This window comes from Bradyrhizobium sp. NBAIM01 (assembly GCF_020194115.1).
Classification (GTDB): Bacteria; Pseudomonadota; Alphaproteobacteria; order Rhizobiales; family Xanthobacteraceae; genus Bradyrhizobium; species Bradyrhizobium yuanmingense.
In genome coordinates this window covers 283,791-297,399 of sequence record NZ_JADYVU010000004.1, presented here as the reverse complement: position 1 = coordinate 297,399, position 13,609 = coordinate 283,791, and the positions used below count along the sequence as shown (strand labels likewise).

Below are 13,609 nucleotides of genomic sequence, written 5' to 3'. Positions count from 1 at the left end.
GACCTCGCGGCACTGTGTGTTGCCGATTGTTATAGCGAGATAGTCCGGCATCGTCATTGCGAGCGCAGCGAAGCAATCCAGAATCTTTCCGCGGAGACAGTCTGGATTGCTTCGTCGCAAGGGCTCCTCGCAATGACGGTGTTCGGAGCAACCGACTCGGCCTTACCCCACCGCTCCCGACCCCCGCAGCGCCTTGATCGCCGCCTCGTCAAATCCCGCCCCGCGCAAAATCTCGTCACTGTGCTCGCCGACGGCTGGCGGCTTGCGCGGCTGCACCTTCTTGGCGCCGTCGATCCAGATCGGGCTGTTGATGGTCAGCATGGTGTCGTTCTCGAACGGCACCAGCACCTCGTTGTCGAGCATCTGCTTGTCGTTGGGGATGTCGTCCAGGATGGCGACGACGCCGAACACGAGGCCGTTACCGTCGAGGATTCTCCGCCATTCGGCGAGATCCCTGGTGGCGAAGGTCTCGTCCAAAATCCTGATCAGCTCGACCGAGCGGGCGTGACGGTTGGCCTTGGTGACGAAGCGGGGATCGTTGATCAGATCCTCGCGGCCCAGGCACTTGGCCAGCGTCGGAAACTGCTTCTCTTCGTTCAGCAGCGACAGGATCAGCCAGCGGCCGTCCTTGCACTGGTAATGATTGGCCACCGCGTTAAGCGCGCGCTCGCGTGGGCGCCGCTCGCCGAACTTGGCGCCGCAGAGCTTGGCCTGCGCCAGTACGCTCGCGGCCCACACCCCGTTCGCCATCAGGTTGGAAGCGACGTGCGAGCCCTTGCCAGTCTTCTCGCGCTGATACAGTGCGGTGACGATCGCGCCGTAGAATGCCATGGCGCAAGGATGGTCGCCCATGCCCGCGACCGAGCGCGCCGGCGTGGTGTCGGTGTCGGCGCGGACGAGATCCATCAGGCCGGACCGCGCCCAATAGGCGTTGCTGTCGAAGCCGGGTTTGTTGGCTTCCTCGCCCTTCTCGCCATAGCCGGTGAAGGAGGCGTAGATCAGCCGGTCGTTGAGATGGGCGAGATGATCATAGGTGATGCCGAGCTTGGCGCGCACCGGCGGCGGCATGTTGGTGATGAAGACGTCGGCCTCCGCCACGAGCTTGTAGAGCACGGCTTGCGCCTCCGGCTTCGACAAGTCGAGCGCGATGCTCTTCTTGTTGCGCGCCTCCAGCAGCCAGGCGAAATTGTGCTCGCCTGAGGGATAGCCCGGCAGGTTCGGCAGGTTGCGATAGGGGTCGCCAGTGCCGGGCGGCTCGATCTTGATGACGTCTGCGCCGAAATCCGACAGCACGGTCGCGGCCGCGGGCGCTGCGATGAAGCTCGCGCAGTCCAGCACCTTCAGGCCTGCAAAAATGCCCTTCTCCATCGTGGCGTCGCTCCCTCGCTTCAGTCGTTTCCCGCGCGCTGGAATTGGCGCGGGCGCGTGATGAGAGCATTAGACCGATGTTTTGCCGGGATGCAACGGCGCCTGGCGCAGGGCCTCACTCCTCCCCCGCAAGCAATGCGGCATTGCCGCCGGCCGCAGCCGTGTTGATCGTCACAGTCTGCTCGGTGGCAAAGCGCGCGAGGTAGTGCGGGCCGCCGGCCTTGGGGCCGGTTCCGGACAGGCCGCTGCCGCCGAACGGCTGCACGCCGACCACGGCGCCGATCATGTTACGGTTCACGTAGATGTTGCCGACCTGGACGCGGTCGACGATGGCCTCGATGGTGTCGTCGATGCGCGAATGGATGCCGAGGGTGAGCCCGTAGCCGGTGCGCGCGATGGATTCCAGCACACGCGCCAGGTTCTCCGCGCGATAGCGCACGACATGCAGGATCGGGCCGAACACCTCTTCAGTGAGCTGACCGGCCTCCTTGAGCTCGAAGATATGCGGCGCGACGAAGCAGCCATCCGGCGCGGTGCCCGCAAAATGCAGCCGCGCCTCGCGCTTCATCCGCGCGATATGCGCATCGAGGCGCTGCTTGGCCTCCTCATCGATCACCGGACCGACATGGGTCGCGACATCCGCGGGATCGCCGATCTTCAGTTCGCGCGCGGCGCCCGCGATCATCTCGACCATGCGGTCGGCGACATCCTCCTGCGCGAACAAAAGCCGCAAGGCCGAGCAGCGCTGGCCTGCGGAGCGGAACGCAGAGGTCACGACGTCGTCGGCGACCTGCTCGGGCAGTGCGGTCGCATCCGCGATCATGGCATTGATGCCGCCGGTCTCCGCGATCAGCGGCACGATCGGCCCGTCCTTGGCGGCCAGCGTCCGGTTGATCTGGCGCGCGACGTCGGTCGAGCCGGTGAAGACTACTCCGGCGACATCAGGATGCGCGGTGAGGACGCCGCCGATGCGGCCGTCGCCGGTGACGAGATGCAGCGCGCTTCTGGGGATGCCGGCCTCGTGCAGCAGGGCTACGGCCTCGCGCGCGATGCGCGGCGTCTGCTCGGCGGGTTTCGCCACCACGCTGTTGCCGGCCATCAGCGCCGCGGTCACCTGGCCAAGGAAGATTGCGAGCGGAAAATTCCACGGCGAGATCGCGACGAACACGCCGCGGCCGCGCAGGCTAAGCACATTGCTCTCGCCGGTCGGGCCGGGCATGGCGGCATCGTTTCCGAACAGCTTGCGGCCCTGCGCGGCATAGTAGCGGCAGAAGTCGGCGGCTTCGCGCAGCTCGGACAGAGCGTCGTCGAGCGTCTTGCCGCCCTCGGCTTGCAGCAGCGCGATGAAACGGGCGCCGCGGGTTTCCAGAAGATGCGCGGCCTGCTCCAGCGCCGCCGCGCGTGTGCCTGCAGGTGTCCGGCTCCAGGCAGTAAAGCCGGCGCGCGCAGTCGTCACCGCCGCGTTGGCCTGATCCCGTGTTGCGTCAGCGACAGGCTTGAGGTCGGCCGCCGCGGCCTTCACGTCCGTCAGGAGCCCGTCGAGGGCGGCACGCTCACCGAATTCGACGCCGCGCGAATTGCGCCGCTCCGGCGCGAACAGATCTGCCGGCAACGGAATCTTGGCATGAGGTGCCTGTTGCGCCCGGCCGATGGCATCCGCCGGGCGCTGCAGCAGCGCCGTGACAGGCACGCGATAATCGGCCGCCTGCGCCACGAACGAGGAGTTGGCGCCGTTCTCCAGAAGCCGCCGCACCAGATAAGCGAGCAGGTCGCGATGGCTGCCGACCGGCGCGTAGGTGCGGTAGGCGATGTCAGGATGATCCTTTGCGAGTTGCTCGTAGAGCGCTTCGCCCATGCCATGCAGGCGCTGGAACTCGAAGCCGCCGCCATCTGCTGCGAGCTCCAGCACGGTCGCGACCGTCAGCGCGTTGTGGGTGGCGAATTGCGGGAAGATGCGCGGCCGCAAGGCGAGAAGCTTCGTCGCGCAGGCGACGAAGTTCAGATCGGTCATCGCCTTGCGCGTGAACACGGGATAGCCGTCGAGCCCGCGCTCCTGGGCGCGCTTGATCTCGGTGTCCCAATAGGCGCCCTTGACCAGGCGCACCATCAGCTTGCGGTCATGCGCGCGGGCGAGTTCATCGACATAGTCGATCACCGCGCTAGCACGCTTCTGATAGGCCTGGATCGCGAGGCCAAATCCGTCCCAGCCGGAAAGCGATGGATCGGCGAGTGTCGCCGCGATCACGTCGAGCGACAGCTCCAGCCGGTCGGCTTCCTCGGCATCGACGGTGAAGTTGAGGTCATGCGCCTTGGCGCGCTGCGCAAGGTCCAGCAATAGCGGCACCAGCTCGGCCATCACGCGGCCGCGGCTGATCGCCTCGAAGCGCGGATGCAGCGCCGAAAGCTTGACCGAGATGCCGGGCCGGTCGGGCAGGGGATGGTTGCCTGCCGCCTTGCCGATCGTGTCAATCGCGCTGGCATAGGCGTCGAAATAGCGCTTGGCATCGGCGGCCGTGCGCGCGCCTTCGCCGAGCATGTCGAAGGAATAGCGCGGCTTCTGGCCCGAGCGCGGCCGAGCCCGCTCCAGCGCCTGCTCGATCGTCTCCCCTAACACGAAATGATTGCCCATCAACCGCATCGCCTGGCGCGTCGCGGTGCGCACCGCCGGTGCGCCGAGCCGCTTCACCAGCCGGCCGATAGTGCCGTCGGGCGTCTCGCCCGGCTGGATCACCCGCGCCGACAGGCCGAGCGCCCAGGCCGAGGCGTTGACCAGGAACGCGGTGGACTTGGTCTCGTGATGGATGAAATCGCCCTCGCCGAGCTTGTCCTCAATGAACTGGTCGGCCGTGCGCGCATCGGGCACGCGCAGCAGCGCTTCCGCCAGCACCATCAGCGCCAGCCCCTCCTTGGTCGAGAGCGCGAACTCCCGCAGCATGTCCTCGACCCCGCCGAGCCGGTCGTCGCGCTTGCGGATCGCCTCGATCAGCCGCGTCGCGATGCGGTCGATCCGGGCCTCCCGTGCCGGGATGAGATGCGAGGCCGGCAAAACCTTTGCGGCGATCTCGGAATCATCGGGGGCGTAAGGCGCGGAGAAGGGGGGCGGGATGTTCGGCATGGCGTGTCCTGTGGCTGAAATCCAGGATAAGGCCCGCGTGACCGTAGTTCGATAGACAATTTAGCCAGTTTGCCTTAGAAAATGAAGAGGATTAGCCCTTTGGCCAGATAAGATATGGAACTCGATCGAACAGACCGGAAAATCCTCTCGATCCTGCAGGAGGATGGGCGCATCGCCAATGTCGAGCTCGCCGAGCGCATCGGGCTGTCGCCGACCTCGATCGGCGAGCGGTTGAAGCGCCTGCAGCGCGAGGGCTTTGTCGAAGGCTATGGCGCGCGGCTCAACCCGCACCGGCTCGGCCTTGGGCTCCTGGTGTTCGTCGAGGTGCTGCTCGACAAGACCACGCCCGACAATTTCGAGAGGTTCGCCCGAGCCGTGAGGCTCGCCCCTGAAGTGCTGGAGTGTCACATGGTTGCCGGCGGCTTCGACTATCTTGTGAAGGCGCGGCTTGCAGACATGACCGCCTATCGACGCTTTCTCGGCGAGACCCTGCTGTCGATGCCGGGCGTGCGCGAGACGCGAACTTATGCGGTGATGGAGGAGATCAAGCGCGACGCACCGCTGCCGGTGGGTTAGCGAAGTGCAGTCGCGATTGTCATTGCTGTGGTTCGATGAGCGGTCTTCGCAAGGAAAAAATAGCTATCCTTGTGCAATCGCAACGCCTGTCGTCGAATGCACCGGCCGTCTTCTTAAATTTTCTTGGCCCGCTCCCGGACAAATCCGGGAGGCAGCAAAGGCTGGCGCGGGCTTATACTTTGAGGTTTTCCGCGGAGGTCTTGCCCCGGTTTGCGATCTCTTCGTATTCCACCGTCTGTCCCTCGTTGAGGGTCGACAGACCGGCCTTCTGCACTGCCGAGATATGCACGAACACATCCTTGCCACCCGACGCAGGCTGGATGAATCCATAACCCTTCGTCGGGTTGAACCACTTGACCGTACCTTTAGCCATCACGACTTCTCCGCGGGTCTTCCTCCGAGATCTCGAACCGCCAGTCCCCGCCAACCGGCCGGTTCGGTCCTAACAGGATACGCGGAATGTGGCAGGCTTGGTAGCTCAAACCACATCGCCATTTCGCCGAATTCCGCTCAACTTCGCGGCGTTTTTGCCGGTTTTGCCCGTTTCGCGGTCAAATGGCAGGAGCGCGTGATGCCATCCCTCAGTAGGTCGCGGTCAGATAATCGACGATCTTGCCGACATCGGCATCGTCGATCGGTGCGCCATAGACCTTGATCATCTTGGTCACCTCGGCCTGCCAGAACGCCCTCTTGTCCTTCATCGGCGGCTGCGTGGCGACGTAGTCGGACGAATGGCAGGCGCTGCAATTGCCCTGCACGACCTCGAGATTGGGACCGGGCTTGAAGGCGGCGACTTCGTCCGGGGTCTTGTAATTGACGGGCGCTGCAAGTGACGAGCCCATCAATGCGGTGACGGCGAGCGTGATGGCGAGGAGAACGATGCGCTGCATGATCAGTCTCCTTCAGGCCACGCTGACGCGAACGGTTTCGACGACGTTGCGCAAGTAACCCGCCGGGTTCCAGCGCGGCATGTCCGGCTGGGTCTCGCCGCCATTGCCGGTGGCGCGGACCTTGAGCTCGTGGCTGCCGGCCGCGAGCTTCACCGGCAGCTTCCATTCGCGGAAGGCGTACCTGCCGAGGTCCTTGCCGAGCTTGGCGCCGACCCAGGTCTTGCCGCCGTCGGTGGAGACCTCGACCTGCTTGATGCCCTTGCCGCCATCGAACGCGATGCCGCGCAGGGGCACGGCTCCCGCCTTCAGCTTGGCGCCATCGGGGACGCTGGTGATGAAGGAGCGGATGGTGAAGCGGTTGATCGGGATCGTCGCCTTTGGCGCGGTGCCCGGCTCGACCGCATTGTTCGGCGTGTCGGGGATGCGGTAGGCCGACTTCATCCAGAAGCCGTCATAAACGTCGTCGATGACGGTGATCTCGTTGAGGTGCTTGACCCAGTAGGTGCCGAAATAGCCGGGCACGATCAGGCGCAGCGGAAAGCCGTTGAGGAACGGCAGGTCCTCGCCGTTCATGCCATAGGCCAGCATCACCTCGCCGTCGGTGGCGTGATCGATGTCGAGTGCCTTGATGAAATCCGGCGTCTTGTCGTTGACCGGTCCGTCCATGCCGTTGAAGGTGACCTGCCTGGCGCCGCTGTGCACGCCGGCCATCTCCAGCACGTTCTTCAGCGGCACGCCGCGCCAGCGCGCGCAACCCATCGCGCCGTTGGCGAGCTGACCGCCGGCGACGCGCGGCTCGAAGAAGCCGCGGCTGTTGCCGGAGCACTGGTTGACGGCGACGATCTCCGTCGCCTTCATCTTGCGGATGTCCTTCAGCGACAATTTCAGCGGCTTGTCGACCTTGCCCTTGACCTCCAGCGTGAACTTGTCGGGGTTGAGATCGTAGGGCAGGTCGGAGAGGTGGTAGCGCACGAAGAACGCGTTGTTCGGCGTGATCGGGCCGTCGTTGAACACCGCAAACGGGGTCTCGAGCTGCGGCGGCCGGCTGGTCAGGCCGATCATCGGCCGCTTCTGCGGATATTTCACCAGCGGCCGTTCGCCATTGGCGAAGGGCAGGGTCACCGTGTCGAGTGCCAGCGCCTTGGTGGAATTCAGTGTGGCCGCCATGGCGGCAAGGCCTGCTCCCTTGAGCAGGTCGCGTCGATCGAACATTCTTTCTCCTCCCGGAGCTTCTCGTTGGATCGGCGGTCATCAGCACGATCCTGCGCTCATCTGTCGCAACCATTTGCGTGAAGTCAATTCGCGCTTTCGCAGCAAGCCCATGCCGCTGCGTTGCAGCAGGCCGGTGTTGTGCTCGTAACGAGATTGACGAGCAGTAGGCCGCGACGACGGTGCGCTCCCTCGCCCCGTTCTTACGGGGAGAGGTAAAGAATCACGCCGCCACGCGCTTGCTGCGATCGACCAGCGCCGCCAGCTCCCTCGCATTCGCCACCACGCGCACTGCGAGCGGCTGGTCGCGGCCGCGGATGGCGACCTCCTGCTGCGGCAGTGCGTCGTCGGCAATATCAGCGGTACGGCGCACTTCGTCCGAGACGATCGCCTCGCAGGCCAGCGTCTTGGTCATGTCCTGCAGGCGGGCGGCGACGTTGACGGCATCGCCGAGCGCGGTGAAGACGATGTGATCGCGATAGCCGATGTCGCCGATGATGACCTCGCCGCCGTGGATGCCGATGCCGAAGCGGATCGGCTGGCGCAGATCGTGGCTCAGGAGATCGTTGAGCTCGTCGATATGCGCAGCGATTCCCGCGGCGGCCTTCATCGCGTGCCGGCAGGCGGTTTGCGGGTCGGCTGCGAGTCCGAACAGCGCCAGCATGCCGTCGCCGACGAACTGGTTCGGCTGGCCGCCGTTCTCGATCACCGCTTGCGACACCGCGCCGAGGAAGCGGTTGACGATGAAGACCGTGTCGAACGGCAGGCGCTTCTCGGCCAGCTGCGTCGAGCCGCGCATGTCCACGAACAGGCTGACGAGATAGCGCTCCTGGCCGATACTGGCCGATGTCGAGGCTCCGTCCGTTGCATGCGTGTGAGCTGCGAAGAGCTGGAAGAACGAGAGATCGGAGGTCGGACGCAGCTGACAGGCCAATCTGATCGAGGGATCGGCGGTGCCGACGCGGGTGAGAACGAAGGCCTCGCGCTGCGACGGAGTGGGCAGGGCATCATGATCGCCGATGATGCGGATGCGGCAGGTCGAGCAGCGGGCGCGGCCGCCGCAGACGCTGGCGTGCGGCACGTTGTGGCGCAGGCTCGCCTCCAGCACCGACAGGCCCTTGGGGACCCGCACCGTCTTGCCGTTGCCGTAGGACAGCGCGATCATGCCGCCGCGCCGTTCGCGCAGGGCGCGCACGCCGCGCGCCGCCAGCACCAGTCCCAACAGACCGAAATAGCCCATGGTGAGACCGCCCGCGATGCGCTCGAGCGTGTTGCCTTCCGCAACCGTGCCGACCTTGCTGCGGGCGAGATGCTGCTTACGCCATTCGCCGTCGTCACTGTCGGCGGCGACGCTGCGGCCGCCCTGGTAGATGCCGAGCAGCGATAGCGTCGGGATCAGCACGGCGGCCGCGAGCAGATAGGGCGCCGCGCGTGTGAAGAACGGCTTCAGCCGAAGCCAGAAATAGACGCCGATGCAGCCGTGCACCCAGGCGATGAGAAGCAGGATCGTCATCTGCCAGAGCAGGCCCGGCGCCGCGACGAAGAACAAATAGAGCTCCTGCGGATACAGCTTCTCGTGTCCGTACAGCGTCTGCGCGAGCCGCACGCCAATGACATGGCCCATGACGAGGACGGGGATGCTCAAGCCGAGCACGAGCTGGAGCGGCTCGATCGTTCGCCAGCGGAACTGGCGGCGCTGATACAGCGCGTAGACGCCGAGGCCCATATGGGTGAGGGCGGCCGTGTAGAACACGATCGCGACCGGGAGGAACTGCCAGAACAGCGTGTGGTAGTAGACCCCGGTCTCCATGGCATCGACCGAGATGTTGCCGAGCGCGTGGTTGAGGAAATGACTGACCACAAAGGCGAACAGGATGATGCCGCAAACGAGTCGCACCTGCCGCACCCCGGCGGCGCGGACGACTGACATCTGTGTGGGAGCGGTGGCCATGATTCGGTTGTGTCAGGTCCTGGAGGAGACCAGCCAGCGTAACCTTTAATTTCCGATATGGACAGCCAGCAGGATCACAGGGACGACGGCCCCACATTGACTCCCCCTTCCAAGTCGGGGAAAAGCGCCGCCGTGACGATCGCTCCCGACATCTCTGCAAAGCCTGACGGCGCCGAACGGCGTCTGATCCTCATGGCCGCAGCGATCATCGCCGCGATGACGCTGCTCCGCATCGTCTATGCCTCGGCCATCGAGCTGCGCACCGACGAAGCCTATTACTGGACCTGGTCGAAGGAGGCTGCGCTCAGCTTCCTCGATCATCCGCCCGGCATCGCCTGGCTGATCCGCTTCGGAACCGCGATCTTCGGCGACACCAATCTCGGCGTCCGCTTCGGCGGCATCGTCGCGATGCTGGTGACGCAGCTACTGCTCGCCGACATCGTCCGCCGCCTCACCCATGATGTGCGCGCGATCGTGTTCGCAGTGCTGATGCCGGAGGCCGCGCTTTATTACGGCCTGTTGATGGCCAAGGTCGCGCCCGATGTCGCAATGATCCCGTTCGCGGTGGCGATGATGTGGTCGCTGGTGCGGCTGGCGCAAAGCGGCGACGGCCGCTGGTGGCTGGCGGCCGGCCTGTTCGCGGGCCTCGCGATGCTGTCGAAATTCACCGTGGTCATGTTCGCGCCGGCGGTTGCCGCCTTTCTGCTGGTGCCGGATTGGCGCTGGCGCTGGCTGCGCAGCCCATACCCCTATCTCGCCGTCCTGGTCGCGCTGGTGGTGTTCTCGCCGGTGCTGATCTGGAACGCACAGCACGACTGGGCCTCGTTCCGTTTCCAGGGCGTGCGCGCCACCGCCAATTACGGCGTCTCGCTGCGTACGATCGGCGATTACATCGGCCTGCAATTCGGCCTGGTCGGCTTCGTCTTGCTGCCGGTGGTGCTGACGGGCCTGGTGCTGACGGCGTGGCGCGGCTATCGCACGCGCGAGCCGGTCGCGATCCTTTTGTCGACGGCGGTGCTGGTGCCGTTCGCCTACTTCCTCTTCAAGTCGCTGACGCTGCGCGTCGGCGACACCTGGCCGATGTTCATGTGGCCAGTCGGTTTTGCCGCCACCGCGGTCAATCTCGTCACGATGAGGAAAGAGGGATGGTCCGCCCGGATGCTGAGGTCCTCGCTGTTCTGGGCCAGGACAGCGATCGTCTCAGGCATCGCCTTCGTCATCATCGTGTTCCTATACTACGTTGCCGCGCCCTGGAATCTGCTCGGCAAGATCGACCCGATCGGCGCCGAGGCCGGCTACGAGCAGGTCGCCGCGCGGACGCAAGCGGCCCTCGACGTAACAGGCGCGACCTGGATCGCAACCACGGACTACCGCACCTACGCCATGATGCGCTGGCTGTTCCGGGGCCGCGTGCCCGTGATCGAGATCAACGAGCGCGGCCGTTTCCAGGATTTCCGCGACCCTGGCATGGACCGGATCAAGGGCCATGCCGGCATCTATGTCGGGCGCGAGCCGGACAACCGCGCATCACTGTGGGAGCACATTCCGGCGCAGCGCGAGCAACTCGCCACGGTCGAACGCCGCTGGCGCGGCGTCGTGGCTGATACTTATGTGATCGAAAAGCTCACCGGCTGGACCCCGCAGCTCTCGCCGCCAAAGGACTCGCCGCTGTTCCAGTGGAAGGTGCTGGCGGACGCCGGCGGGCACTCGCGTTCTCTCTCCAAGCCTCTCCAGGAGCCTGGAGCTGGAGGGTAAGCGCGAGCCTACTGCACGAGATCGGCGACGGTGGTTGCGGCCTTGAGGCCGGTGCCGGTGAGAACGGCCACCGTGGTCTCGTTCGCATTGATGGCGCCGGTTGCGGCGAGCTTGTCGAGCGCCGCAGCCGCGCTGGCGCTGGTCGGCTCGGCAAACAGGCCCTGGCGCGCGAGGCGGCGCAGGGCGGCGACGATCTCGTCCTCGGTGAGCGCGATGGTGCCGCCGCCGCTCTCGCGCAGGGCGGCGATGATCTCACGCAGGCGGAGGGGAGTCTTGATCGCGGTGCCCTCGGCAACGGTCTTGCTCACCTCGCGCGCGACCGGCGTATCGACACCGGCCTTGAAGCTTGCATCGATCGGCGAGCAATTGAGCGGCTGCGCCGCGAACAGGCGCGGCAGTTTCGAGATCTGCCCGGCCTTCAACAGCTCGCGGAAGCCGAAGGCGCAACCCAGCAGACTGCTGCCGGCGCCGACGGGAATGATGACATTGTCGGGCGCGCGGAATCCCAGATCTTCCCAGATCTCGTAGGCCAGCGACTTGGTGCCTTCGAGGAAGAACGGCTGCCAATTGTGGCTGGCGTAGAAGGTCTGGTTCGACTGGCGGATGGCCTCGGCTTCGGATTCCTCGCGCGGGCCCTCCACGAGCTGCACGGTCGCGCCGTAGGCGCGCACCTGCGCGATCTTGGCCGGCGACGTCGAGGCCGGCGCCAGAATCTTGACGCGCATGCCGCCGGCCGCACCCAGCCCCGCCATGGATGAGCCGCCGTTGCCGGAGGAATCCTCCAGAATGGCGTCGACGCCGATCTGTCGCAGGAACGACAGCATCACCGCCGAGCCGCGGTCCTTGAAGCTGCCTGTCGGGTTGAACCATTCGAGCTTGAACAGCGGGCGCAGCGCGCCCCAGTCCTGCTGGACCAGCGGCGTGCAGCCCTCGCCGAGCGTGATCGGGTTCTCGATCTCGACCGGCAGCGCCGCCCGGTAGCGCCAGAGCGACCGCGTCCGGCCATCGATGTCCTCGCGTGAGATGCCCGCCCCCGGCGTCACCAGCAGCGGCGTGCGCTCGTCCGAGCACCAGCGCGGCTGGTCCAAGGGATAGAGCTTTCCGTTGCGGGGATCGATGTAGCTGGCGGCAGGCATAGCAGTCTCCAAGGCAGGGCAGCGCGGTGCGCCGAACTTGAAGCTCACCGCACGAAACGAAGCAACACCTTGAAAACACGAAAAATGGAACTATTTCAATTCCTTAAACTGGCCTCGCAGGCCGAGTGGCAAGCGCGATGGGCGCGCTGGCATCGGATGCGACGGCCTGACGGCCCTCTCGATGACGGGAATTTGGCCCCGAACGGCCCCTGCGCCCTGCCACGATTAACTTGTCTGTCGTCGCCGGCCGCTACAATATGTTGGATTGAGCTTGCGCCGCCGGTTCGGCGTCGCAAGTGAGCCAGGCCCGTCCGAGCGGCGGGCCGTTGGCTTTTTGGGAGCCTGGACATGAGCCGTGCCAACCGTACCGACCACATCCGCCTGACCTCCCATCCGGAGCCGGGCCGGAAGGCCGCCTTTCCCATCCATTGGGGCGCCGCTGATGCGCGCGCGCGCGGGCCGATCATCGGTACGGTGTCGCGCGCCGGGGATCGCAACGTGATCGGCAGCCATGGCGGGTCCTACGCGATGTACCGCGCGCTCGCGGTCTCCGCCGGGGCGCTGGACCCGATCAGGCGTCCTGACCTCACCAATACCTTTCCGGCCGCCACCATCGGTCCGTTCGAGCAATGGACCGATCCCACAAAAATCGTCGCGCTCGATCCCTGGGGGCATCTGGTCGCCGAGAATTTTCGCCAGGAGATCGCCGAGGGCGCGGACATCCGCCCGAGCATCGCGGTGACGCGGGCGCGGCTCGACCTGCCGGAGATTCGCGATGCGCTCGCCGCAAAGCGGCTGCGCGCCGATGGCGAGGTCGTGCACGCCAGTGGCAGCGTATCGGTGGTGAAGATCGCGATCGATCCGGTGTGGTACCTGCCGGGCCTTGCGGCGCGCTTCGGCACCGGCGAGACCGAGCTGCGGCGCACGCTGTTCGAGCAGACCGCCGGCATGTTCCCGGAGCTGGTGACGCGCCCGGACATGAAGGTGTTCCTGCCGCCGATCGGCGGTACCACGGTCTACCTGTTCGGCGACGTGACAAAACTGCCAGACCATCGCACCAGGATCACCTGCCGCGTGCATGACGAGTGCAACGGCTCCGACGTGTTCGGCTCCGACATCTGCACCTGCCGGCCCTATCTGATCCACGGCATCGAGGAATCCGCGCGTGGCGCACAGGAGGGCGGGCTCGGGCTCGTCGTCTACAACCGCAAAGAAGGCCGCGCGCTCGGTGAGGTCACCAAATTCCTGGTCTACAATGCGCGCAAGCGGCAGGAGGACGGCGATGCGGCCGCCGCTTATTTCGAGCGCACCGAGTGCGTGGCTGGCGTCCAGGACGCGCGCTTCCAGCAATTGATGCCGGATACGATCCACTGGCTCGGCCTCAAGCGCATTGACCGCTTCCTGTCGATGAGCGACATGAAATACGACGCGTTGACCTCGCAAGGCATCGACATCGTCGAGCGTGTGCCGATCCCGCTGGAGCTGATTCCCGCCGACGCCCATGTCGAGATCGCCGCCAAGAAGGCCGCGGGCTACTACTCGACCGACATCGCACCGGAAAAGGACGTGAACGGCGTGGTCGGGCGTTCGCTGGAAAAATACTGATCGC

At 65.6% G+C, this 13,609-nt stretch carries 10 protein-coding genes; 3 read left to right on the top strand and 7 right to left on the bottom strand.

From position 1 onward, the window contains the following. Positions 1 to 162: 162 nt before the first annotated feature. Both I6F31_RS16615 and putA read right to left on the bottom strand, forming a co-directional pair. Entirely contained in the window at positions 163 to 1,368 is a 1,206-nt protein-coding gene (locus I6F31_RS16615; RefSeq protein WP_225185734.1) for a CoA transferase, read from the bottom strand. Between the two features lie 115 nt (positions 1,369 to 1,483). After that, positions 1,484 to 4,483: a bifunctional proline dehydrogenase/L-glutamate gamma-semialdehyde dehydrogenase PutA gene (putA, locus tag I6F31_RS16610; protein ID WP_225185733.1), complete on the bottom strand. Its 3,000-nt coding sequence runs from the start codon at positions 4,481 to 4,483 to the stop codon at positions 1,484 to 1,486. Between the two features lie 114 nt (positions 4,484 to 4,597). On the opposite strand from putA, the gene I6F31_RS16605 reads away from it, so the two are divergent. Beyond that, a complete protein-coding gene (locus tag I6F31_RS16605; protein WP_036009699.1) occupies positions 4,598 to 5,059 on the top strand; it encodes an Lrp/AsnC ligand binding domain-containing protein in 462 nt (153 codons plus the stop codon). 172 nt (positions 5,060 to 5,231) lie between these two features. Here I6F31_RS16605 and I6F31_RS16600 read toward each other — a convergent pair whose 3' ends face one another. From I6F31_RS16600 to I6F31_RS16585, 4 genes are all read right to left on the bottom strand, one after another. Next, positions 5,232 to 5,432, bottom strand: a complete 201-nt coding sequence (locus tag I6F31_RS16600; RefSeq protein ID WP_008563500.1) for a cold-shock protein — start codon at positions 5,430 to 5,432, stop codon at positions 5,232 to 5,234. Between the two features lie 208 nt (positions 5,433 to 5,640). Further along, positions 5,641 to 5,949 (bottom strand): cytochrome c, encoded by a 309-nt coding sequence (locus I6F31_RS16595; protein ID WP_036028658.1) that lies wholly within the window; start codon positions 5,947 to 5,949, stop codon positions 5,641 to 5,643. Positions 5,950 to 5,961: 12 nt separating this feature from the next. After that, entirely contained in the window at positions 5,962 to 7,161 is a 1,200-nt protein-coding gene (locus I6F31_RS16590) for a molybdopterin-dependent oxidoreductase (protein WP_225185732.1), read from the bottom strand. A 220-nt stretch (positions 7,162 to 7,381) separates the two neighbouring features. Beyond that, complete coding sequence (locus tag I6F31_RS16585) at positions 7,382 to 9,109, bottom strand: adenylate/guanylate cyclase domain-containing protein (protein ID WP_225148018.1); 1,728 nt, start codon at positions 9,107 to 9,109, stop codon at positions 7,382 to 7,384. A gap of 192 nt (positions 9,110 to 9,301) precedes the next feature. Here I6F31_RS16585 and I6F31_RS16580 point away from each other — a divergent pair, with 192 nt between their 5' ends. Further along, the gene (locus tag I6F31_RS16580) at positions 9,302 to 10,864 is read left to right on the top strand and encodes a glycosyltransferase family 39 protein (RefSeq protein WP_225185834.1); all 1,563 of its coding nucleotides are present in this window, start codon (positions 9,302 to 9,304) and stop codon (positions 10,862 to 10,864) included. 8 nt (positions 10,865 to 10,872) lie between these two features. Here I6F31_RS16580 and I6F31_RS16575 read toward each other — a convergent pair whose 3' ends face one another. Further along, positions 10,873 to 12,000, bottom strand: coding sequence for a threonine synthase (locus tag I6F31_RS16575; protein WP_225185731.1), 1,128 nt, complete (start codon positions 11,998 to 12,000; stop codon positions 10,873 to 10,875). A gap of 348 nt (positions 12,001 to 12,348) precedes the next feature. On the opposite strand from I6F31_RS16575, the gene I6F31_RS16570 reads away from it, so the two are divergent. Next, the gene (locus I6F31_RS16570) at positions 12,349 to 13,605 is read left to right on the top strand and encodes a GTP cyclohydrolase II (protein WP_036028644.1); all 1,257 of its coding nucleotides are present in this window, start codon (positions 12,349 to 12,351) and stop codon (positions 13,603 to 13,605) included. Positions 13,606 to 13,609: the final 4 nt, after the last annotated feature.